Raw genomic sequence first — 21,276 nt, 5'->3', positions numbered from 1 at the left:
TGTGGGGCTGGTCCACGGCGGTGTTGTCGCTCCGTGACCGTGGTCGGGTCTTCGTGGTCGGGGTTCTGGTCGGGTCCGGCTGCTTCCGTGCCCGGTACGCGCGGCGCCGGGAGGACGGTGCCGCACCGGACGGGAAGCGAGCGGATTGGTGATGATCGGCGTGGACGCAGGCAGCGGCGACCGACTGGCGTTGGCCGTGCTGGCGCAGTACCGGATGGCCACCACCGAGCAACTGCACCGGGTGATCGCCCCCGAGGTGCGGATCGAGCAGACGAGGCGACGGCTGGCCCGGCTACGCGCGGAGGGGCTGGTCGACCGCATCACCCTGCCGCAGGCCGGACGAACCCGGGCCTGGTTCCCGACCGCGTACGGCGTGCGACTCACCTCGGAGTGGCCCGAGATGCGCGGGCACCGGCCGTCCAGGACGGTGTCCGATCCGACCGCCGTGCGACTGAAGGCCGGCCACGCCCTGACCGTGACCGAGACCGCGCTCGTCTTCCTCGAGGACGCCCGCCGCCGCGGCGAGGTGTGCGAGCCGCTGGACTGGATGACCGAGGTCCACCACCCGATCGGGAGCGGCGAGGCCGTCATCCCCGACGCGCTCCTGTACTACCGGCGCGGCCCCGTCGACGGGGACAGCGGGGCGATGTTGAGGGCGTTCGTGGAGGTCGACCGGGCCACCATGGGCCCCGAACGTCTGGCTGCCAAGCTGACCGCGTACGAGCGCCTCTACCACTACGCGCCCGTGATCCCGGGGCGCCGGCCGACCCTCCAGGAACCGGCGGTGGAGGAGTGGCGGCGCCGCTACCCGCTCTTCCCCCGGATCCTGTTCGTCCTGGACGGCACCGGACCGGCCGGTGTCGAGACCCGGGTACGTGCTCTGCGCGCGGGGGCCGGGCTGCTGGCTCGCTTCCCGTACGAAGTCCCCGTGCTCGTGGCGCCGCTGGCCGACCTGCTCCGGCACGGCCCCTCCGCACCCGTGTGGCACCCCGTCCACGACCCCGGCCGACGAGTCCGCTGGACGGAGACCGGGCATCGGCAGACCTGACGTACGACCGCCACAGACACGGCACGGGTCTGTACTGCGCTCCGCTGGCAGACCCTCCGTAGTGAAGTAGTCGGCCACCAGACCTGCGTGTATCCGCCCCTTGTCGGCCTGGTCAGCCACGCATCCGAGCGCCAGCGGCCGACCGGTCGAAGCAACACGAGGGGCACTACGAGAGGCGCTTCGAGAAGCACTGCGAGGGGCGCCCGGAGGGGCCATACGAGAAGCAACCGGCCGCCTCGGGGTCCCCGCCGGGCGTCAGCGGTGCGCTGACCAGCCGTGGTCGGGGCTGGATGCGGCACGGCGGGAGCCGTGGTCGGGGTCGTGGTCGGGGCGACCACGGGGCGGCTCCCGGGCTCCGCCGGACGCCCGGACGGGTGAGTTTTTCCCTCGCGTACGCGAGCGGGTATCTAAGCGCATACGCCCAACTTACCTATTTTTATTGGTACTTGACACTGATTCATCCGTTATGCGAAGTTCCGTTGCGGTTGGTCGCCGCTAGGCCGAAGGAGGCAATTCGTGAACGAGGTGTTGACCGCGTCGGCGGGCCAGGAGGACGACGTCGACCCGGAGCGGGCAGCCCGGGGCAAGCCGCTGAAGTTCGTGAAGGGAGTACCGGCGTACGCGAGCGGCAGGGCACCGGCGTTCCTGCGGACGAAGGCCCAACTGGGCGCGGTGCGGCGCAAGCCCGCTGCGGGACAGCGGCCGGCCGCGTACGTCTACGCCCACTGGTACGGGACCCGGATCGCGCTGTGGGACCCGGAGCAGTCGGTGAAGATGCGGCCGTTGTCGGCTCTGCAGCGCCGGCAGATGCAGGCGCGGCGTACCTGTACCGACTGCGGCGAGGCGTTCGAGGTGCCGGTGTGGGGAATGTGCGGCGTGTGCCGGGACCGGGAGGACCGGCGCCGGGAGGATCTGCGCCGCCGGACGTGCCAGGACTGCGGCACCGTCTTCCGGACCCCGGCACCGGCCAGGAGCTGCGGCGAGGGGATGTGCCTGGCGTGCGACGAACGCCTTGAGCGCGGACGGCGGGTGGCGCTGTCGCTGTTGGATCGCTCCTGCCGGCGGTGCCTGGTGCAGCTGTTCCCGCGCGCTGTGTGGGCGGCGATGAACGAGCGGGAGCGGGCGGTGGCCGCCTGGCACTGCACTCCGTGCGACCAGGAGGCCGAGCAGGAGCGCGTCGCGGCGCGGCGGCGGGCGGACCGTGCCCGGTGGAACGACCTCGGGCCGGCCATCGCGTGGGCGCAGAGGATCCTCGCCGACCCGGACGGGTACGCGGTCCTGGACACCGAGACGACGGGCCTGACCGCGACGTCGCGGATCGTGGAGATCGCCGTCACCACGGCGTCCGGCGAGGTGCTGCTCGACACGCTGATCAACCCCGGCGACGAGCCGATCCCCGCGGAGGCCACGGCGATTCACAACATCACCGACGCCATGGTCGAAGACGCGCCCACCTTCACCGAAGTCCTCCCCCGCCTCACCGAGGCCCTCGCCGGGCGCCGGGTCGTGATCTACAACCGGGAGTACGACACCGGACGGCTGGGGTGGGAGCTCCACCTGCACCACCTCGCCCAGCGCACGGTCGACTTCACCAAGCACCCCCGGTACGGCACCCGGCGGCACACCGCCGCGCAGGCCTGGCTGGACGCGCAGGCGTGGGAGGAGTGCGCGATGGAGCAGTACGCCACGTTCTTCGGCGACTGGCACCCCTACTGGGGCAGTTACACCTGGCAGAAGCTGCGCGGCGGTCACCGGGCCCTGGGCGATGCGCGTGCCGTCATCTCACGGCTTGAGGAGATGGCCGCCTACCCCAGCCCCTTCAAGAACACGGAGAAGGCTGCCGCAGCGTGACAACTACAGGCCGTGCTCGGTTTCCAGGTCCTAGGGTGATCTCCTGCCCGTCCCTCTGCCGCTGGAGGAGCGCATGAAAACCCTCGAGCTGGCCCTGCCCACTGCGTGGTTACGGGGGGCGTCGTGAATCAGACCGCACCCTGGGGGCACTGGCGCCCGCAGTTCCGATCCGGCGAGGAATCGCAGCGGATCCGGGCCTGGTACCGGCGCATACCCTGTCCGGGCTGCAAGGCGGCCATCGGCCGCGCCTGCCGCAGTGCTTCCGGCCACCCGACCGACCACCACCGTGCCCGCCGTGACGCTGCCGGGCCGCTCCCCTACGAGGAATGGAGGAAGGAGGGGCTGTTCCAGAGTTCCGGGCCGCCGGTGATCCCGGCGATCCTCGAGGAAAGCCACACGGCCAGCGGCGAGTTCGGCATCGACCAGCCTCTCGGTGACGCCGTAGCGATCGTCTCGCACGTCCTGGCAGACCGGCTCGGCATCCTCCTCGCCGACGAGTCCACCCTGGACCGGTTCGACGACGCGGCCCGAACTCTCGTACTCGCTCGCGGGCCCATCGGGAGCGCCGATCTGGTGACGGTTCTGGCTTCCCAGGTCGCCAAGCTCGCCACCATCATCGCCGGGCCGTTCAACGATCCGGAGACGGTGTTCACTACTCTGATCCGCGACCAGGTCGGCCTTGCCCGTCAGCAGCAGAAGGCGCGCAAGAGCGCCGCCGAGTAAGTCCTGCTCCAGCGTTCAGGACGACGTTGCGCCCGCCGCGCCCCAGCCTCCGAGGAAGTCGGACAGGGCGCGGCGTTGCTGTTCCTCGCGGGCAATCTGTTCGGCAAGGACCTCGCGGTCGATGTACAGGTCGACGGCGGCGAGGTCCAGGCGCCGGAGTTCGGGTGCCCCGATCACATTGCTACGAGTCTGACTCCGCAGGTTCGCTGTCGTCCTCGCCGGTGGCGTTCTCTCCCCCGGATCCCCTCCGACCTGGACCGACATGATCTTCAACCGGCCGGGCTGACAGGGGAACGAAGCCTTCAGGCAACCATGGCACTTCGAACGGGACCGTCCATCCGAGAGGAAGTTCCGGCGCCAGGTTGCCCAAGACCGAACCAGGGTGCCGAAGGCGGTAGTAGCGCTTCAGCATCACCCCGACCACGTTGAGGGCGGTGTCGAGCTCCTCCCAGGACAGCGAAAGCCCGAGCGTTGCGCCATTCCGCTGGCGATGCAGCAGGATCTTGTTCGTGTAGCCGCGGACGGTGTCGAACGTCGTCACGAGGGTGTCGATGTCCGCCTGCACCCGCTGCGCCTCGATGTGGGGCTGCCCTCGCCCTGCGAACAGGTCGAAGCCCTCCTTGAGGCCCGCCTTCTGTTCATCGTCCGGCGCCGGGGCCTCGTCAATCGCCGACTCGTAGCGGACCCGGCTGGCGATCTGCGGAAACTTCACGAGCTCATCGAGGCACCATCGCAGGCTGGACGTGTTTGTCCCGGGATCGCACTCACGCCGGACTCCCGCGACCTGGGTCGCCACATAGAGCCTGGTGAACCAGTTGATGACGATGGTGTTGAGCTCGATGGCGGTCGGCGCCTTCCACATCTCTTCGAACGTCAACCAGACATGGCGGTTGTGAAAGAGCGTGGTGATGTCTCGGTAGGAAGCGTCGTATGCCTCGCACCAGCGGTGCCACCGTGCGTCCGGATCCATAGTCATATGGCGAAGCTATGGGGCCTCTGTGGCCCCTGCCCACGCTTTTGTTCGACTGGACGAAGCGAATCGCCCCGCCGCGGCCCCTGGTAGTTCAGCCCATGGACCTGGGTGCGAGACCACGGAATTCCTCCCAGTCTGACGACTGGACGCGGCCATGAGTCCCTGCGGGCTATGTGGCGGCGGCCTGGAGGGGCTCGGTGAGGCGGTCCAGTCGTGTGTAGAGGGCCCGTACGAGGCGGGCACGGTTCTGGACGCACTGGGCGGTGCCCGTGAGCGGTGTGGACAGGCGCCTGCCGGCTTCGCGGAGGATGACTTCGGCGAGGGCGCCGCGGCCGTCGTTCTTGGGCAGGGCGGCGGCGTGGCGCCGGACGTCGGCGGCCACGGCGCGGGCGTGCCCGGTGAGCTGGAGGGCGATCTGCTCGTAGTCGCGGGGTTCGAGGTCCGGGTTCTTCCATGCGAGGACGGCGGTGACGAGGGCCTCGTGCGGGGCGCGGTCCAGGGGGAGTTCGGCTTCGATCAGGCCCTGGGAGTCGTAGAGCACGGCGTGTGTGTCGTTCATCGGGTTCCTGCCGCGTCGTTGTCCTGGTCGTGGTCGCCGGTGGCGGCGTCCGGGGCCGGGGCGGCGAGGAAGCGGGTGTAGCCGCGGTCGGCGCGCGCGATCAGCGCCGGGGAAGGGCGGCCGAAGGCGGGCGGCTGGAGGCCGGGGCCGTGTGGTGCGGGTTCGGCGGGTGTGGGTGCGCTCATGGGCACCGCCTCCGTGTGCTGGGTGCGTCGGTGGCGTTCGACGCTACGGAGGCCGCCGCCCCGAGCTCAACGAAATTGCGGGTAATTGCGGAGGTTCACTCCAGGGTGTCGATCGCGGCCTGGATCAGGTCGCGGGCGGCGTCGCCGTAGACGGCCGTCTCCGCGAGGCCGGTGAACGCCTTGGCGTAGTCGGCGAGTTCGCGCGGCTGCGTCAGCTTGATCTCCGCCGTCAGCGTCTCCACCACGGCCACGGTGTCGTCGTGGAGGTAGAACGCCTCCAGCGGCCACACGGTGCGCTGCGCGGAGAACGGGATGATCCCGAGCGAGACGGACGCCAGCGGCATCACGGCCAGGAGATGGCGCAGCTGGCCGCGCATGGCGTCGGGGCCGGCGGTGCGGTAGCGCAGGACGGACTCCTCCATGAGGACGACGTAGCGGTGGCCGCCCTCGTAGAGGAAGCGGGAGCGGGCGATGCGGGCGGCGACCGCTTCGGCGACGTCGTCGGGGGTTCCCTGGAAGCGGGTGATCTGCCCCATGAGAGCGGTGGCGAAGCCGGGCGTCTGGACGAAACCCGGCGGCACGTTGGAGACGTAGACCCGGCAGACGCGGGTGCGCTCGTGCAGGGTGTTCAAGTCCTGCTGGACCTTGCGCATCCCGCCTCTGTGCAGGCGGCGCCACTCCAGGTACATCGAGTCGACAGCGCGGGCGGTGGCGATGAGGTCGTCGGCCTGGTCGTCCGCGCCGCAGGCCGCGCACCAGGCGCGGATGTCCGCGTCGGAGGGCGGGGCGTCGCCCTTCTGGATGCGGGTGGTCTTCGCCGGGTGCCAGCCGCACCGGGCGGAGAGCTCCTTCCCGGAGAGGCCGGCGTCCCTGCGCAGGTGCTGCAGGCGCACGGCCAGCGCCTCACGGGCTGCCTGTGCGCTGGACGATGGAGATGCGGTCACGGGGCTGCTCAGGTGCCTAGACGGTGTACTTCTCGTGCGGGACGCCGCGCTCCCAGACCGTCTCGAACGCCGTGGCGCACAGCGCGGCCGCGCCCGGGTCGACGGTGCGCTCCTTGCCGTTGGACGCCCAGTCGCCGCTGCCGGTGAAGTGGTGGAACTGCACGAGCTGTCCGTCCAGGAGCCAGAAGTCGTTGCCGGGCAGCGGGATGTCGGAGGCGCGGCGGCGGGGCAGCCAGCGCACGTCCTCGCCGGCCTGAAGGTTGAGCGGGGTGATGGCGTGCTCGTAGCGGATGTAGTCGGTGACCGGCTCGGACACGATCCGCGCGCGGCGCATCACCACGCCGCGGGCGACCGCACCCTGAACGAGCGGCATCCACTGGGGCCAGAACGAGCGGGCCGGATCGAGGTTCGGGACGCCGGTGCGCAGGAAGGCGGCGAAGTCGTCCGTCTCGTCACCGACGGCGTAGACGTCGCGCATCTCCAGGTGGACCGCCGTGTGACGGGTGTCGGCGAGCAGCTCAGCGAACGTCGCGGTGTTCAGCTGCTGCACGTTCCGCGGCATCGCACGCCTCCCTCAGAATCGGCACCATGCGGGCCGGAATCCGGATCACCCGCTCGTGCGCGGGGATCCCCGTCTTGTGGCCGGCCACCCACGCGGTGGAGCCGACCAGGGCCTGGAGGACACCGTCCGCTTCCTCGCCCTGGAGGACCAGGTCCGCGCTCTCCTCTTCCACCCACACCGTCGGTGATCCCTCGCCGCCGGTGTTGGGATCGATCCCGACGAACCGTAACGTCATCGCTTGCTCCCCTGTGAGTCGGTTGCGCGTAGTTGCGCAGACCGTCCCGCAGGCCGGTACCGACGTCAAGAGCGCCCACGGCGACACCTACAGCAAGGCCGCGGCCTACTCCGGTCCCGGGTCTCGCAGCGGATTTGGGTGGCCGCAGTCCCAGCGCTTCACGGTCTCGGGAGGTTCTCGAATCGCGTTCGCGTGAAAGGGCTTGTCGCAGTGGCCACCGAGCGCGTGACACGGAAGTTGCAGAGCCGCAGGACCACAACCTGACGAAGATTGAGATACTGCCTCCTCTTTGAGACGGGGAAGCCTTGATGATCATCTTTGATACGAACGCGGTGAACCTTCTACCGCCTGAAGGACCGCGTGCCGACATCATCCGGAAGCTGCGGCAGTCGAAGCACCACAGGGTCGCCGTGCCGTGGATGGTGCTGGAGGAAATGGCCGCCCATCAGGCGCACCTCTACCCGGTGAAGCATCAGTCGGTCCTGAACACCCTGGAGAAGCTGCGGGACATACTTCCCTGGGATTTGGAGAGCTCGCTGGAACCGCTGGACCTTGAGCGATACCTGGATCACTGGCGGAAGGTCTACGGAGAGATCTTCGAGGTGATCGAGACCAGCGACAGAGTCATCCGCAGGGCGTTCCAGCGGGAGGCGATGGCCCTGCCGCCGACGAAGCGCGGCAAGGATCACTCCGAGGGCGGCCGCGATGCGGCGATCTGGTTCTCTGTCCTGGAATTCCTGGAACAGAACCCGGACCAGCACGTCCACTTCGTCACGAACAACAGCAAGGATTTCACCGACGGGACCGGCTTCCCGTACCCGATGAACGACGACATCCGCGGCATGGAAGACCGGCTCATCTTCGTGCAGGACTTCGACCAGGTCGTCTCCCAGTTCACCATAGAGGTGTCCGGGAAGGAGGCAGAGACCGCGGCGGGTGAGCTCCTGAGGTCACTGCCTGTTCGGGAGCGGGTTTCTCAGACGGCCGTAGAGGTTCTCAGCTCCCCCGCCGGATTCGCCGGCTTGGGGACCACCAGCGTCGGGGTGGAATGGCGTGAGTGGCTCGCCTCACCCGAGGTCGATCTCCTCAGCGTCACGGACGTGAAGGGACACGAGATCGAAGGCGACGTCTGGTACACGGCCAAGGCCAGCTGGCTGCTGTACGGTCTCGCCCTCAGTGGAGAGGATGCGAGCGCCTCCTACATCGCCTGTGTGTGGCACATGAAGGTCCTCTTCTCGACAGTCGAGGGCGATGAGACACCGACGGTTCTCGCAACAGAAGTACCCTCGCCGCCGGACACTGATGACGAACCGTGCATGAGGATTCTGCAGGGCCTCAAGCAGCGAGTCGCTGGCGTTGCCGCAGATGCGAAGCAGAATCTCCTCGCCGCGCAGTCCTCAGTGGAACGCCTGGTCACCGAGCAGCTGCCGCCTTCCATGCGCAAGCTTGACCTGGCCACCAACCAGCTGGCTCGAAAGTTCGCTGCTGACAGGGCGGCGCTGCAAGCCCTGATGGACAGCCCGGGGGCACGATTTGCTCAGAAGGCTGCCGCAGACCGGGCCGCGCTACAGGCTCTGCTCGACGCCCCGGGGCGCAAACTCGCCCAACAACTCGCCGATAATCAGGCAGTACTTCAGGCATTGTTCGATACCCCAGCTCAAAGTCTCGCCAGGAAACTTGCCGCAAACCAGACAGCGCTACAGGCATTGATCGACGCCCCGGGGAGCAAACTCGCCCGCCAACTCGCCGACTCCCTGCCGAGGCTCGACATCGCCACCGCGGCGCCGCACCCCCATGCCGTTACCGATACGTCCGAGGACGATGCAGAGCAGCTGGAACCCCCAGGTGCCGACGACGATGTCCCCGAAAATGAACCAGATACCGACGGTGGCGACCGTGCTGAATGACAAGGCGGCCGTCGCCAGGGCGTCCAGCCAGCTGTGGAAGAAGTTCGGTCAGTCCCAGAAGCCGACGCGCGTCGATGGTCGCGGCCATGCCCACGGCGAGGGCTTGTGCGAGTTTGGGCCCGCTCTCGGATACTGAGGCTATGGGGGTGTCGTGCGCCGCCGCATCATCGGCCAGGTGCTGGAAGCCAGTGCACAGATGAACAAACGGAGCGAGCGGCGAAGAGCCGCCGTGCGGCTGAAGGTGGGTTCGTCTTCCTCGATGGCGCCCGCGCCGCCGCGGCGACGTGTGCGAGCCGCTGGACTGGAGCGGATGGCGCTGTACCGGGCCACCGACGCAGCGGACACCATGAACATGGCGGCCATGCTGATCGCCGCGTACTGGCCTATCAGGTCGTCGTCACTTTTTCCGCCATTTGTATTCATGCGTGGGAGGGTTGAGCCGGTCCGCCTCGGTGATGTTTTCGCACCTGACCCCCACTGCCCTTTCGGCTTCGAGCCTCGTATCGAAGGGTCCGTTGCCGCTTTCGTCGGTAACGAAGTGCGGCCACCCGCCGCTGTCGCTCCACGCGAGCGTGTAACCCCACCCGGCGTTCCTGTATTTACTGCCCACCTCGTAGCGGATTTCTATCTGGAACTCCATGACTCCATCGCCTCATCAAGTTGCATATCCCAGAACGGGCATTCGCTGTCGCCGCCATCGCAATACTCATCATCACCCTGCGGACGGTGAACGTGCTCGCCCTGCCGCAGCATGGCGTCCGTCACGGCCGTCCGACGTCTGGACATGCCCGATACGGGTTATCCGCAGGCCGGAACGTGATCGATGGTTCCTTCGTACGCTGCTGCCCGAGTCGATCACACGGAGGTGTGCGGGACGCGGTACGGCGTGGTGGTGGAAGAGCTCGCGGTGGAGGTCATGGCGCAACTGCCCGAGGACCGGGCCCGGCGGGAGGTGATGGCGCTCGTGGAGGTCGCGCGGTTGGATCCGCGGGCCTGGCCCGATGTCCGCGACGTCGGCTCGGTGGAGGAGATCCGGAAGGCGTTCGGCCAGCGGTGCTGGATCCAGTACCCCTCATGGACCGGCTCCCCGAGAGCGAGCGGTCGGACACCTGGCTGACGTACGGCGAGCAGGAACACCACGTCCATCTCAGCCACGCCTTCACCACCCTCGGGGACACCCGCCGCGCCGGAGAGAGCCACCAACGCGCGCTAGAGCTGTCCGCGCCGACCAGCACCATGACGCGCACCCTGCTGACCATCGACGGCGCCGCCTGCGCACACCACGACGGCAACAGCACAGAGGCGTGCCGCCGCACGGTCGCCGCTCTGGCCGCACTGCCCGGCGACTTCCGCACCGGCCTGGTCCACCGCCGCGCCCAGGACCTGTACGAAGCGATCCCCGCCCAGCACCACCGCGAGCGCGCCTTACGGGAGTTGCGGGACGTTCTCGCCGCGTGAGGGAGGGCCGCGGTCAGGGGGAGCCCATGATTACCAGTGCCCCGTCGCTCTCCCGCCGGGTCTCATGCAGGCGCAGCGGCGGAGACGAGTAGAGCAGCCTGCCGTCGTCGTAGAGGCGGTACCGATATGTTCCGGCCCGCTCCAGGTCGCGCCGCTGCTGCGGGTCACCGTCGGGCAGAACGAGCTCAACGAACCCGCGACCATCAACCAGGACGCCCCGCGACGTGATCTTTCCGGTGATGGTCGCCACGACACTGTCGGCCATGATCTCGACAGTGTCGCCGTGCATCGGGATGGGCCCGGGGAATCCGGTCATGCCGTCACCCCCGCGAAGGGCACTTCGGCGATCAGGAACTCGAGGAAGCTGTCCACGGTCAGGCGATGTCCTCGTACTCAGGGAGGATGCCGGTCTCGGTACGGACCTTGACCCAGACCTCGGCATCGGCCGGCACCTCGTCGATGCCCGCTTCAGCGGCGGCCGCAGCGACATCGCGTACGGCCATGGGGGTCAGCCGCCAGTCCCGGGTCGTATGCCCGGCCCGGCAGGTGATCGTGGTGTCCTCGCCGTGGGCCGCCAGGGTCAGCCCGGTGCGGGCGCCGCATTCGGAGCAGGTCATCGCCGTCCGGGAGTGGAAGGCTTCCCCGCGGCGGTCTCGGTAGACAGCTGTCCCGGCGATTCGCACCTCGTACTGCGCCGCGTCCATCAACGCCCTTCCGTCGTCCGCTGGTTGGAGTCATCCTCGCGGTGCCTTGCGGGTCTGCGCCACTCCCCTGCGGCACGCGCTCTGGTCTCCGCCGGCACGCGTCCGGAGCGGGGTAGCTGCCGGACGGCTACGGGTGCGTCGCGGAGGCCCGGACCGCGTCGGCGGCCCATCCGGTCAGGAGGTCGACGGCGGCGCCGGGGTTGCCGCGGGCGATGCCGCGGACCATGCCGTCATGGCGGCGGGCCTGTAGCAGGGGAAGGCCGTCGACGTCGTCGGGCACCGGCGGGGGCCACAGACGCGTCAGCCACAGCCAGGTCGCGACCGGCGGATCGCCTGCGGCCGGGACACCGGCTTCAGGGTCGACGTCGATGCTGTGCGCCAACTGCGCGCCGACCAGGGGCACAACCAGGTCCCGCACATGTCCGGAATCCTGCTCGCAGTGCCACAGGAGCGCCTCCAGGGGCACGTCCTGCGGGCTGCGGTCGGTCTGGTGGGCGAGCGCCTGGAGGACGACGGCGAGGACACCCCGGATGCCAACGAAGTCCCAGTGACGCTCGGTGCACAGGGCAGGAGGCTGGAGGGATGCCGTGATCTGACCGGCCCGGGCCAGCGACTGACTCCACTCGTCGGCCGTGTGCGGGGGCTTCATGCCGGAGAACCCTACCCAGTCGGGCGCCCGTGCGGGCCGCTGATCCGCTGCTGCGCCACGGGGTCGGCTCCTCTGTTCGACGGCGTCGGGGCTGCTTCCAAAGGCGGCCAGCGGCGCAGGCCTGCGACCATCACCAGGTCCAGCAGCTCATCGAGGGCCTCCCGCACGGCACGCCGATGCTCAGCGCCCGTGAGGCTCACCCCGTCCAGCACGTACCCGCACCGGGCCGCGACCGGCGCGAGCCGCCCGTGCGTGCCGTCCCGGCCGCCCGCCCGCAGCCCGGCCCGGACGGCCTCCGCGCTCGCCCCGCCCTCCGCCTGTACGGTCACGGCAATCACGCGCTCGTACTCATCGGGCACCCACACGCCGGAGTCGAGATCCTCCCGGAGCTGCGCGAGCGCCTCCTCAGTCCTTGCCATGACCGCGACCATACCGGTCGCTCAGCCGGCCTCGGCGGCCGTGACGAGGCCGTATCCCTGGTACCAGCAGGACTCACAGACGGGAACAGGCGACACCCTGATCGGGTCCGCCGGGGCACGGCGAGGGGCGTCCAGCTGCGCAGCCCTGCTCGGTCGGGTGAATGCGGGAAAATCGGAGAACTTCCGCGGTCCCTGGAACGTCGTGCCGTGCATGAGACCGATCACCGAGGCACACGTGGCGGAGCCGGGACTGGCCGTAGTAGAGATCGCGGCCTGCGACGACCGGACCGCGTTCGCGGTCCAGGAACTGCTCGCCGGGCGGTGGGCAACCGCACAGGCAGACCGTACGACCCGGGAGCCCGGTGAACCCGGGGTACGGCTGCGGCTCTTCCTGGACATCCGCCAGGACGCCGGAGCGTAGCGGCAGGCCGTACGCGGGCCTTCCTCGTGCCGGGCGGGGGCACGGCTCATAGGCTGGAGGCGCTCGGGGCGCGACGCGGAGGTCAGTGATGCCGAGAACCATCTGGTCGGGTGCCATCAGCTTTGGCCTGGTCACGGTGCCGATCCACGTGGTGAGCGCGACCGAGGACCACAGCGTCTCCTTCCGCCAGGTCCACCTGGAGGACATGAGCCGGGTGCGTGTGCGGAAGGTCTGCGAGATCGAGGACCGCGAGGTGCCGGCCTCGGAGATCGGCAAGGGGTACGAGCTGTCCAAGGCCCAGGTCATCCCGGTCACCGACGCCGAGCTGCGGGAGATACCGCTGCCGACGGCGAAGGCGATCGAGATCCACGCCTTCGTGCCGCTGGACTCGATCGACGCGATCCAGATCGGCGAGGGCTACTACCTCCAGCCGGACGGGCAGGTCGCCGCCAAGCCGTACAAGCTGTTGCGCCTGGCGCTGGAGCGCTCGTCGAAGGTCGCGGTCGCCAAATACGCCTGGTCCGGCCGGGAGCGATTGGGTTTGCTGCGGGTGCGTGGTGAGGCGATCGTGCTCCACGCGATGCGCTGGCCCGACGAGATCCGCGACCCGTCCGAGCTGGCGCCGGCGGCGACCGAGGTGACCGAGGAGGAGATCTCCGAGGCGGAGCACCTGATCGAGCGGATGACCCGTGACGATATCGACGGTCCCGGCTTCACCGACCGCTACACCGAGGCGATCGCCAAGGTCATCGAGGCGAAGCGGGACGGCCTCGAACTGCCCAAGGCGCACGAACCGGCCGCCGTGCCGGGCCGGATCGTCGACCTGATGGCGGCCTTGCAGGAGTCCGTCCGCAGCGCTCAGGCCTCCCGCGGCGAGGACGCCAGCGTCCACGAAATGCCGTCCGGGTCCTCGAAGAAGGCCACGGCCAAGAAGACCGCGAAGAAGGCACCCGCCAAGAAGACGGCCTCGAGGAACCCCCGGCGCAGCGCATAGCGGGCACTCCGGCACTTCACCGTGCCGGTGGTCGGGCAGACCCGGTCACCCAAATTTGGGTGACTCCGGGGACTGACGTGCCGTTCTCCCGTTGTCTCCCTCACCCCGCAGGGCGTCGATCATGGGGCGGCCGTGTCGAAGGGCCGGTCCTCCAGCGGAGTTCTGTCGTGTTCCGTGCTGGTCTGCGCATTCCGTCCGGCTGGTGTCAGGACGACGGTGTCCGCAGCGGTCACCAGGTCGGCAAAGACCGTTCCCTGGAACAACGACGGCGCGAGCGCATCTTCTTGCGCCACGGTCCGTAGCTGGGTGAGGAGTTCGTCCTCCGGGGTCGCCGCGATGTGCGTGCCGAGCGCGTCGAAGTCCATGGCGCTCTGCCACTGGTGCAAGAAGTCCAGGAAGACATCCGGCTCCGCAACGGCGGATTCGGCAAAGCTGGAAGCGGCGAGCGCGGCGGTGACGGCGGTGACCATCAACCGAGCGTCGCTCTCGCCGACGGTGTCCGGCTGGAGCAGGTCTCCGGTGCTGGTGTAGTCGACGTACAGTCCGCGGAACTTCACATCGTTGGTCCGGCGCGCAGCCGTGACGACGTCGTCCAGCATCTGCTGAACGCTGGCCGGCACCTTCTCATCGATCAATCCGAGGATCAGGTGCGCGAACTCCGCCTTGGTCTGGTGGCTGGTGAACATCTTCTCGAAGTCAGGGCGGAACTCCTCCCGTACGGCAGGAGGCATGGCGAGCATCGTCATGCACAGGGAGGCCTTGCCGACCTCTTCGAGGGCCAGCGCCGCGAAGGAGAACGAGGTCGGCCACTGCTGCGCGTCCAGGACCGCCTGGGCGCTGGTGAGGAGGGCACGCGCGTTCTTGAGGGAGGCGGCCGCGATGTCGACGACCATGCGCTCCATCACGCCCGGATCGAGGGGGAGTTTCGCCATTCGCCCACTGTCGCAGGCATCAGCCGATCACGGCATCACCATTTGACGTACGCGGTTCAGTGGCCTGCCGTCGGCTGCTTCGCCCCGGCGGTCGTCGGGGCTGGTGGTTATGAAGCCCAGCCGGGTAGCGCCCCACGGGCGCGTGCGTCCTGTTTGGCGACGCGGACGCCGGCGGTGGCCCACTGATCGGCGCCGCGCTCAACGTCCTGCCGGTAGGTGGCACGGTCTCCGACGGAAGCGGCTCCGGGCTCGTTGAGGCCGCAGCCCCAGCAGACGACTCGGTCAGCGGCTGCCGGGCAGGCCGTGCGGGTCCCGCAGCGGGAGCACGCGTGCTCGGTGTCGCGGGCCAGGAGGTCGGTGCTGGTGATCTGGGTGCGTGTGCGGCAGAAGCCGCAGCCGACGGTCATCGGCTGGGTCCAGTCGACGTGTTCCCGGTCGGCAGTGAGGGTGTAGTCCGCGGAATCCGGCTCCCCGATCAGCCCGCACGCCACGCACGCGAAGTACGGTGCGCGTTCCTCTCGGGGAATGTCGCTCACCGGGAATCTCCTCCATGGCAGCTGTGCGTCACAGGTTCTGGCACCGATTGGTGGCGAGCTGCGCGCGTGTTCGCATGAGTCGTCCGCGGCTGGCCGCAGTGTGAGAGACCCTATCGACCCGGCCCGACCGTGGTGGGGAATCCAGCCCAACCAGCCGGCCCCGGAGCCGTCAGGCCCGGCGGCGGAACATGCCTCGGAGTCCACCGGGTTCCGGTCCGTCGTCCAGGTCCGGCTCCGGCTGTGCGGCTGCTTCGGCGGAGGCCTGTTCGCGGGCGACGTCGTCGGCGTGGCAGGCCGCGCACACGCTCAGGTCCCCTGCTTCCCACCGACGTCTGCGCATGCTGGTCTCCTCCCAGCGTTCGTCGGTGTACTTCGCCCCGCACCGCGTGCACACCGGCCGTCGCGCCTCCCGCTCAGCGTCCCGGCGCTGCTTCTCTGCCGCGTCGGCGCGGGCGGCCTGGCGGCGGTAGAGGACGTGGCCGTCGGGGTTGTCGAGCGCGGCCGTGAGCGTCTGCTCGCCCTCGCGCCCCAGCCGCCGCCACACCGCCGCGTCCGCGCCGTGCTCCTGGAGCTGCTCCAGGGTGGTGACGAGGACGGGTACGGCCTGGCCGTAGTCGCGGGCGGTGATGCCCCGGTGGTAGGTGTCGTACCGGCGCGGTGCCCAGTAGTGTCGGCCGGCCTCCTCCAGCACGGCGACCGTGTTGGAGACCTTCGCCTCCGTGGTGTCCGCGAACACGAACGCCACCGGGACCAGGCCCTCCCGGCCGGTCGGTGGGTAGACCCGGCGCCACAGCCGCTTCTCGTGGTCGATGTGCTCGATCGCGTCCGGCCGGGAGCGTGCCAGGTCCACGGTGCGCTTGTCCGCGTCCGGCGCCAGCAGCCGTCCCCACTGCCAGTACCGGCGCAGCTTGTGCACCAGGTCGTGGGCGTCCTCGCTGCGCCGGTCGACCTCCATCAGCAGCACCGGTACCCCCGAGTCCGGCGCCCGCATGACCAGGTCCGCCCGCTGCACGAACCCGTTGCCGAGCCGGTGCGCGACTTCGGTCTGCCAGCTGAGCCGGTGCCCGATCCCGGCGCGGTGCAGTTCGGCTGCCGTCGAGGTGACCGCCGCGGCGTGGTCGTCGTAGCTGCCGCCCAGCAGGGCGCCGGTGACGGGGTGGTACTTCTCCTTGCGCAGCACGGACACGCGGATGCCCTTCGGCTCCAGCAGCTGCTTCGCTTCCTGGTGTCCTCGGGCGGTGAGGACCCATACCTGACGCTGGTCGTCCTGGACGGACTCGATCCTCACCAGCTGGTGGTCCTGGAGATCAAGGAGGTTGTCCCGTGTCAGCTTGTCGTGCTGGTTGTCCGGCCGGGTCAGTTTCCACAGTTGGTCAGGAGTCGCTCTCTGGAAGATCCCCAGTGCTTGTATCAGTTCCCTCCGCCTTGGCTCTGTCGAGTTCTTCCTATGAGTGGGACGCCTTTGGCTATGAGGGTTGTCGGACCTACGTCGACCCCTTGTCCGTGGCGGCTGGCCTGTGGAAACGCCGGAATCGTGGTGTCGGGGCGCGGAGGGGGTGATGGAGGGGGCTGCGGAGGGGGTGTTGCGGGCGCGGTCACGGGCTTGTTCGGGCTCGCCGGCGGTGCTCGCCACGGGGTGCTCCTGGGCGGTGGGGCGGGCCGATCCCGCCATTCGCCTTCTACAGGTACGTCGGAGGCCGACGGTGTGACGCCGTGATCCATGCCTTTGCCGAGCCGTGATCAGACTATGAACGCACGGAGGGGGAGAGTTCTCCCCCTGTCCGGCGGCCAGACTTTATCCACAGGTGAACCGGCTGATGATCTCCCCCGACGCCGTGATCCGCGCGGTGATTCGTGTGAGGAGTGCTGTCCATGCCCCAGAACCCCATAGCCGTGCCGCTCGCGCCGATGACGCCGGCCGCGGTGACCCGTGCCTTCACCTACCTCCAGTACGTCCGGGCGCTCCAGACCGGCGACACCGATACGGCCCCCGAGTTCGGCGACTACGCGCAGCTGCGCAGGGCGCTCCTGGACGTCGCCGACCGCATCGTCACCCCGATCACGGCGCTGCCCAGCTCGGACGAGGGCGGCCCGAGCTCGGACTCCTTCGCCCTGGAAGCGCTCGGGCGTATCTTCCTCAGCGTCCTGCACACCGAGGACGACGTGCGCCCGTCGTCGGCAGTGGGCATCGCCGCGGCCATCATCAGCTTCACCGAAGAGATCCTCACCGAGAACCCCGAGGACGTCACGGACACCCTGGAGCAGCTGAGGGCCGCCGCCTTGGAGCAGGCCCGCGGTGCGCGCCCGGCACCGGGTGCGCGCACCACCGCCTCGTAGTGCGCAGCGCGCCGGCTCGGTGCGGTGCGGGTGGTGCGCATCCGATGCGCACCGGTCCGGAACGATGCCGTGCATCGTGCGCACCGCACCGCGAACCCCCCGCACCGCGCACCGTGTCTGGTGCTCGCCGGACTCCGGCCGGGCGCCTGTATCACGCACCCCCTTGTCCGCGACCCGATCGGCGGTCGCAGCGACAGCTGTCAAGGGGAAACGTGCTGGGTAGCGGACCCTGTCAAGGAGAAACGCGCCGCCCGACCGTGCCGACAAGGGGGTGGCCGGATGCCCTGCGCACCCGGTTTCGGGGCGGTGCGCATCCGGTGCGGCGCGGTGCGGTGGACGATGCGGGGCATCGCGCAGGTGTGCATCGAGTGTGGCGGGGAGGTGCGCTGCGCCCCGGCGCGTATCCGATGCGGTTCATGATGCGCGCGGTGCGCATCGGGTTCAGTCCAGCCACACCGCGGAGTACCGCAGTCGGGAGAGGGCGCGCGCGTCGCGGCGTGCGGCGGCACTTCCGATGCGGTTCTGCCGGGCGCGGGGCCGTCGGGACTGCCCGGCTGCGTGGCGGCGGATCCTGGCCGCTTTGCCCCGCTTGCGCTGCTCGCGCAGCACCTTGTTCTTCTCCTTCGTCGTCTTCGGTTTCCGGGGCCTCTTCCAGAGGGGCTGATAGGCCGAACCCCCGTAGGCGGCGGCGCGCTCCTGGATGGCTTCCTCCACCAGGGCGGCGATGGCCTCGGACGTCGCGTCGACGGGCGGTGTGGTCACGTGACTCCTCCAGTGGGTGTGTGGGGGCCCGGCCGGGGCTGGACGGCGGACTGCTGGGTGGAAGCTGCCGGGGCAGGCTGCGGGCGCGGGCCGCGCGCGACAGCGCGTTCCCGGATGCCGTCCCGGAGCTTGGCGGCGGCGGCCTCGATCGCCCGTCGGGCCTCCTCCACCGTGGCGATGTCGGTCGTCTGCTCCTGGTGGTCCCGGCCGGCTGTGCGGATCGCGCCCCCGGTACGGGCCTCGCCCCGGTCGCGCCTCGAGCGCGGCGGCGGTCCGGCGGGCACGGCGACGGTGTGCGGCAGGGAGCGGAAGCCGATCCGGTGCGAGCGGCGCACCGCGTTCACGCGGGCGGTCAGGGCGCCGGCGGCGAGGCGTGCCTTCTCGTAGCGGGACGCCGACCGGGCGCGGGTCAGCGGGCGGATCACGGCCTGGTCCTCAAGGTCGTTCGGGTACAGGGCGCGCAGATCGGCGGTCATCATCGTGCGGCCGGCCGGGCGGGTGTAGCCGTCGACGGCCGTCTGCACGATCTGTTCGTCCAGGCCGGGCTCGTGGGGCCGGCCGCGCAGGATGTGGGCGAGGTGGCGCCGGGCTTCGGCGAGCAGGTGATGGCGTTTGAACGCGCCGCGCATCACGTACACCACTGCAGCGGTGGCGACGGCCGCGAGCGGGATGTCGACCACCGGCCGCACCCGCGCCCACACCGCCACAGCCGCCGCCCGCGCCTTCTCCGCCATCCGGTACACGGTGCAGGCGCCGAACGCCCGGATCGCCGACTGCCGCCAGCCCTCGCGCAGTTCCGAAAGCGACCGGGGCACCTTGCGCTTCGGCGGGCGCGTCCGGTCGGCGGCCTGCCGGTCCAGCGCCTTGGCGGCCCGCTCCCCCGGCTGGTGCCCGTGCGCCTCTTCGTAGTCGGCGATGAGGACGGGCAGCGCGTCCGCGATCTGCTGACGGCGGGTCGACTGCCAGCCGATGAGCCGCTGATCAATCCCCGCGATCTCAAGGACCGGCCTCCTGCCGGGCGTCACCTCACGCGGCTCCCACGCCCACCCGAGCCGGGCGGACACCTCCTCCATGAAGTGGAGGGTGAACAGGGTGTCGGCCACGACGATGTGCGTCAGCATCGAGTCCGCGGACCAGTTGCCCCACGTCCCTGTGCCGTCCGGGCGCCGGGCGCGGATGGAGACCACCGCATGGTCGTGAAGCAGGGGCTTTTCGGCTCTGGACTCGTAGTGCCGGAAGACCGCGACGATCAGCCCGTCCCTCACCGGGCGGCGGTGTTTGCCGCCGCTCCCCCAGCGGATCTCCGCGACCGACTCCTCCATCCACGCCAGCGTCTTGTCCCGGGCGATGTCCTGGCACAGTTCCAGCACCCGGCGGATCCGGTCGTCCAGCAGCGCCCACGCGATCTGAACGGTCGACGGCGCCCGGAACGTCAGATCCATGGCCAGCCAGGGCGACCGTTCCTTCGCGTTCTCGGTCCGGGGCGACTTGTTGTGCTCGATGGGCCTGCCCAGCACCGTCGCCCGCCGCGCCTTCGCGGGGCTTCTGCCGGCGTCCAGGAGCTCGCGCTCGATCCGGTCGGCGTCGGGGTGCCGGCCTTCCCCCAGGAGCAGTTCGGCCTGCCGTTCGGTCACCACGTCTCCGGCCGCGAGACCGAGTGCGGCCAGGCCCCGGCCCGTCCAGAACCCGGGCGGGACACCCGCTTCGTCCTGGGCGTCGCGCAGCGGCTTGCGCGCCGGGCGGTGGCCGTCGCCGACCATCACGCCGTTGCAGTAGTACGGCCACCCGCCCGGGCCGATCTTCGCTTCGCTGATTGTCACCCGGTCATGAAATGCCGCCCGCGACCTGCATAGAAGCGTCACCTGGGGTGCTTCCCGCCGGGCGGGAGGCCATCACTGGATCATTTCCGTGGAGCCCGTCAGGCGGGCCGTCACGGCAGCCGTGGACGGTCCAGGTCGCTGGATCGAGGCGATGTGGGGACGCCTGACGACGTCGTGCGAATACTGCGGGCAGGCAGCCACACCTCGCACGCCACCACACTCCGCTGGTGGCCAGCCGGCGTTGGTCACCCAAATTTGGGTGACTGCGCGGAGCTCTCAGGCCGTTCGGCGATCCCGTCCCGGTCACCGTGCGCGTGCCCATCAGGCCCGCCCTTCCGCCGTCTGCGTCCGGCCACCGGCCGCAGTTCGGGGCGGCGGTGTCGGGAAGGGCGCAGAACTCAGGGGCTGCCCGACTGGGTAACGCCCTGCGCGAGTTGACCGACGACGTCGAAGACGGTCTGGCCGAGCGCGGTGGGGGCGATCAGCACGCCGAAGACCAGCACGATGACGACGGTCAGTTTCTCGTCGTTCCGGCTCCGGGCGTGCGTACGCCGCCCCAGCCGCAAGACGATGATGACCGCCAGCAGAACCGCAACGTTGATCGTCAGAACCATCGACCAGCCCTCCCCGTCGCATGAACGTCCCAGCACACCTGTAGCCGGAACCACTCCACACGGTGGGTCGATTACTTCTCGTTGGCGGCAAAACGCTTCTGCCCGGCTGGATTTCCGGCCTTGACCAGCCCGTCAGTCCTCACCGCGCAGGGCCTGCGCGGTCTTGTCGCACGCCCTGGCGATGTGGTCCCGGAAGGGGGCGATCTTCGGGTTGGTCACCGCCTCCCGCCGCAGGGCGATGAGCGCCTCGATCCATTCGACGGCGTCCTCGGGAAGGGTGTAGGGCTGTCCGCTCAGCCGCTCCGCGGGGCGGGGTGCCGGAGGGATCAGGGTCGTATCCCGCAGGACCACGGTGTGCTGCACGATCTCGCGGACCGGCTCACGGCTCTGGCCCCCGTCGTCGACGGGGCGCTCCGCCCGGTCCTGCGCGGTACGCAGCTCCCAGGCCCGGCGACGGTGCACCGGGCTGCAGTAGCGAGGCGGCCGGCCCCGGCCGCTGTAGGCCACCGGCTTGCCGCACCACTCACACGTGCGCTCCAGGAGCCGCTCACTGGAGGCCACCAACTCGTGGTCCCCGCCTCGATCGCTGCCGTCCTGCTCACCGTCACGTGGCACCATTTTCGTCACAAACGAAATTCTAGAT

General features: G+C 69.7%; 29 protein-coding genes. 9 read left to right on the top strand and 20 right to left on the bottom strand.

Going from position 1 to position 21,276, the window contains the following annotated elements:
• The first annotated feature begins 151 nt into the window (after positions 1 to 151).
• The 3 genes from SSP08S_RS46130 (at position 152) to SSP08S_RS46120 (ending at position 3,622) form a co-directional block, all read left to right on the top strand.
• Positions 152 to 1,048, top strand: a complete 897-nt coding sequence (locus tag SSP08S_RS46130; RefSeq protein ID WP_019074445.1) for a replication-relaxation family protein — start codon at positions 152 to 154, stop codon at positions 1,046 to 1,048.
• Between the two features lie 516 nt (positions 1,049 to 1,564).
• Entirely contained in the window at positions 1,565 to 2,899 is a 1,335-nt protein-coding gene (locus SSP08S_RS60185) for a 3'-5' exonuclease (protein WP_019074444.1), read from the top strand.
• A 123-nt stretch (positions 2,900 to 3,022) separates the two neighbouring features.
• Positions 3,023 to 3,622, top strand: a complete 600-nt coding sequence (locus SSP08S_RS46120) for a zinc finger domain-containing protein (RefSeq protein ID WP_245608090.1) — start codon at positions 3,023 to 3,025, stop codon at positions 3,620 to 3,622.
• Positions 3,623 to 3,637: 15 nt separating this feature from the next.
• On the opposite strand, the gene SSP08S_RS62730 is transcribed toward SSP08S_RS46120, so the two are convergent.
• The 7 genes from SSP08S_RS62730 to SSP08S_RS60180 form a co-directional block, all read right to left on the bottom strand.
• Entirely contained in the window at positions 3,638 to 3,799 is a 162-nt protein-coding gene (locus SSP08S_RS62730; RefSeq protein ID WP_019074442.1) for a hypothetical protein, read from the bottom strand.
• 4 nt (positions 3,800 to 3,803) lie between these two features.
• The gene (locus tag SSP08S_RS46110) at positions 3,804 to 4,598 is read right to left on the bottom strand and encodes a hypothetical protein (RefSeq protein ID WP_158697305.1); all 795 of its coding nucleotides are present in this window, start codon (positions 4,596 to 4,598) and stop codon (positions 3,804 to 3,806) included.
• A 166-nt stretch (positions 4,599 to 4,764) separates the two neighbouring features.
• Positions 4,765 to 5,154 carry a DUF6415 family natural product biosynthesis protein gene (locus SSP08S_RS46105; protein WP_019074440.1) on the bottom strand — a complete coding sequence of 130 codons (390 nt, stop codon included), beginning with the start codon at positions 5,152 to 5,154 and terminating at the stop codon, positions 4,765 to 4,767.
• Positions 5,151 to 5,339, bottom strand: coding sequence for a hypothetical protein (locus SSP08S_RS46100; protein ID WP_019074439.1), 189 nt, complete (start codon positions 5,337 to 5,339; stop codon positions 5,151 to 5,153). The genes SSP08S_RS46105 and SSP08S_RS46100 overlap by 4 nt, the downstream gene beginning before the upstream one ends.
• Before the next feature lie 95 nt (positions 5,340 to 5,434).
• Positions 5,435 to 6,283, bottom strand: a complete 849-nt coding sequence (locus SSP08S_RS46095) for a helix-turn-helix domain-containing protein (RefSeq protein WP_026179406.1) — start codon at positions 6,281 to 6,283, stop codon at positions 5,435 to 5,437.
• Between the two features lie 16 nt (positions 6,284 to 6,299).
• On the bottom strand, positions 6,300 to 6,845 hold the full coding sequence (locus SSP08S_RS46090; RefSeq protein WP_019074437.1) for a DUF6879 family protein: 546 nt from the start codon (positions 6,843 to 6,845) through the stop codon (positions 6,300 to 6,302).
• Complete coding sequence (locus SSP08S_RS60180) at positions 6,802 to 7,080, bottom strand: hypothetical protein (RefSeq protein ID WP_078532766.1); 279 nt, start codon at positions 7,078 to 7,080, stop codon at positions 6,802 to 6,804. Before SSP08S_RS60180 ends, SSP08S_RS46090 begins: the two co-directional genes overlap by 44 nt.
• A 308-nt stretch (positions 7,081 to 7,388) precedes the next feature.
• On the opposite strand from SSP08S_RS60180, the gene SSP08S_RS46080 reads away from it, so the two are divergent.
• Positions 7,389 to 8,987, top strand: coding sequence for a PIN domain-containing protein (locus SSP08S_RS46080; RefSeq protein ID WP_019074435.1), 1,599 nt, complete (start codon positions 7,389 to 7,391; stop codon positions 8,985 to 8,987).
• A gap of 138 nt (positions 8,988 to 9,125) precedes the next feature.
• Here SSP08S_RS46080 and SSP08S_RS62180 read toward each other — a convergent pair whose 3' ends face one another.
• Both SSP08S_RS62180 and SSP08S_RS62175 read right to left on the bottom strand, forming a co-directional pair.
• Positions 9,126 to 9,410, bottom strand: a complete 285-nt coding sequence (locus SSP08S_RS62180) for a hypothetical protein (protein ID WP_158697304.1) — start codon at positions 9,408 to 9,410, stop codon at positions 9,126 to 9,128.
• Complete coding sequence (locus SSP08S_RS62175; RefSeq protein WP_019074433.1) at positions 9,385 to 9,627, bottom strand: hypothetical protein; 243 nt, start codon at positions 9,625 to 9,627, stop codon at positions 9,385 to 9,387. Before SSP08S_RS62175 ends, SSP08S_RS62180 begins: the two co-directional genes overlap by 26 nt.
• Before the next feature lie 246 nt (positions 9,628 to 9,873).
• Between SSP08S_RS62175 and SSP08S_RS57320 the strand changes: the two genes are divergently transcribed.
• Entirely contained in the window at positions 9,874 to 10,104 is a 231-nt protein-coding gene (locus SSP08S_RS57320; RefSeq protein WP_439654603.1) for a hypothetical protein, read from the top strand.
• On the top strand, positions 10,062 to 10,445 hold the full coding sequence (locus tag SSP08S_RS63915) for a hypothetical protein (protein ID WP_019074431.1): 384 nt from the start codon (positions 10,062 to 10,064) through the stop codon (positions 10,443 to 10,445). Before SSP08S_RS57320 ends, SSP08S_RS63915 begins: the two co-directional genes overlap by 43 nt.
• A 13-nt stretch (positions 10,446 to 10,458) precedes the next feature.
• On the opposite strand, the gene SSP08S_RS46055 is transcribed toward SSP08S_RS63915, so the two are convergent.
• From SSP08S_RS46055 to SSP08S_RS46040, 4 genes are all read right to left on the bottom strand, one after another.
• Positions 10,459 to 10,761, bottom strand: a complete 303-nt coding sequence (locus SSP08S_RS46055; RefSeq protein ID WP_019074430.1) for a hypothetical protein — start codon at positions 10,759 to 10,761, stop codon at positions 10,459 to 10,461.
• Positions 10,762 to 10,819: 58 nt separating this feature from the next.
• Complete coding sequence (locus SSP08S_RS46050) at positions 10,820 to 11,149, bottom strand: hypothetical protein (protein WP_019074429.1); 330 nt, start codon at positions 11,147 to 11,149, stop codon at positions 10,820 to 10,822.
• Between the two features lie 127 nt (positions 11,150 to 11,276).
• Positions 11,277 to 11,798, bottom strand: a complete 522-nt coding sequence (locus tag SSP08S_RS46045; RefSeq protein WP_019074428.1) for a hypothetical protein — start codon at positions 11,796 to 11,798, stop codon at positions 11,277 to 11,279.
• 11 nt (positions 11,799 to 11,809) lie between these two features.
• Positions 11,810 to 12,217: a hypothetical protein gene (locus SSP08S_RS46040; protein WP_158697303.1), complete on the bottom strand. Its 408-nt coding sequence runs from the start codon at positions 12,215 to 12,217 to the stop codon at positions 11,810 to 11,812.
• Between the two features lie 211 nt (positions 12,218 to 12,428).
• Between SSP08S_RS46040 and SSP08S_RS46035 the strand changes: the two genes are divergently transcribed.
• Positions 12,429 to 12,638 (top strand): DUF6207 family protein, encoded by a 210-nt coding sequence (locus SSP08S_RS46035; RefSeq protein ID WP_019074426.1) that lies wholly within the window; start codon positions 12,429 to 12,431, stop codon positions 12,636 to 12,638.
• Between the two features lie 88 nt (positions 12,639 to 12,726).
• Positions 12,727 to 13,632, top strand: coding sequence for a non-homologous end joining protein Ku (gene ku / locus SSP08S_RS46030; protein ID WP_019074425.1), 906 nt, complete (start codon positions 12,727 to 12,729; stop codon positions 13,630 to 13,632).
• Between the two features lie 119 nt (positions 13,633 to 13,751).
• Here the strand turns inward: ku and SSP08S_RS46025 are convergent, their stop codons facing one another.
• The 3 genes from SSP08S_RS46025 to SSP08S_RS46015 form a co-directional block, all read right to left on the bottom strand.
• Entirely contained in the window at positions 13,752 to 14,564 is an 813-nt protein-coding gene (locus SSP08S_RS46025) for an AbiV family abortive infection protein (protein WP_019074424.1), read from the bottom strand.
• 107 nt (positions 14,565 to 14,671) lie between these two features.
• Positions 14,672 to 15,100 (bottom strand): hypothetical protein, encoded by a 429-nt coding sequence (locus SSP08S_RS46020; protein ID WP_019074423.1) that lies wholly within the window; start codon positions 15,098 to 15,100, stop codon positions 14,672 to 14,674.
• Positions 15,101 to 15,269: 169 nt separating this feature from the next.
• Positions 15,270 to 16,460, bottom strand: a complete 1,191-nt coding sequence (locus SSP08S_RS46015; protein ID WP_245608092.1) for a replication-relaxation family protein — start codon at positions 16,458 to 16,460, stop codon at positions 15,270 to 15,272.
• A 512-nt stretch (positions 16,461 to 16,972) separates the two neighbouring features.
• On the opposite strand from SSP08S_RS46015, the gene SSP08S_RS46010 reads away from it, so the two are divergent.
• Entirely contained in the window at positions 16,973 to 17,437 is a 465-nt protein-coding gene (locus tag SSP08S_RS46010) for a hypothetical protein (protein ID WP_019074421.1), read from the top strand.
• A 441-nt stretch (positions 17,438 to 17,878) separates the two neighbouring features.
• Here the strand turns inward: SSP08S_RS46010 and SSP08S_RS46005 are convergent, their stop codons facing one another.
• The 4 genes from SSP08S_RS46005 to SSP08S_RS58530 all read right to left on the bottom strand — a co-directional run bounded on the left by SSP08S_RS46005 (position 17,879) and on the right by SSP08S_RS58530 (position 21,260).
• Positions 17,879 to 18,199, bottom strand: a complete 321-nt coding sequence (locus SSP08S_RS46005) for a hypothetical protein (protein WP_019074420.1) — start codon at positions 18,197 to 18,199, stop codon at positions 17,879 to 17,881.
• Positions 18,196 to 19,959: a MobF family relaxase gene (gene mobF / locus SSP08S_RS57310; protein ID WP_026179404.1), complete on the bottom strand. Its 1,764-nt coding sequence runs from the start codon at positions 19,957 to 19,959 to the stop codon at positions 18,196 to 18,198. The genes SSP08S_RS46005 and mobF overlap by 4 nt, the downstream gene beginning before the upstream one ends.
• Positions 19,960 to 20,417: 458 nt before the next feature.
• Positions 20,418 to 20,633: a hypothetical protein gene (locus tag SSP08S_RS45995; RefSeq protein ID WP_019074418.1), complete on the bottom strand. Its 216-nt coding sequence runs from the start codon at positions 20,631 to 20,633 to the stop codon at positions 20,418 to 20,420.
• Between the two features lie 132 nt (positions 20,634 to 20,765).
• On the bottom strand, positions 20,766 to 21,260 hold the full coding sequence (locus SSP08S_RS58530) for a hypothetical protein (protein WP_158697302.1): 495 nt from the start codon (positions 21,258 to 21,260) through the stop codon (positions 20,766 to 20,768).
• Positions 21,261 to 21,276: the final 16 nt, after the last annotated feature.

Source organism: Streptomyces hokutonensis (genome assembly GCF_000376565.1).
In the GTDB taxonomy this organism is placed as follows: domain Bacteria; phylum Actinomycetota; class Actinomycetes; order Streptomycetales; family Streptomycetaceae; genus Streptomyces; species Streptomyces hokutonensis.
This window is presented reverse-complemented; position numbering and strand designations above follow the sequence as displayed.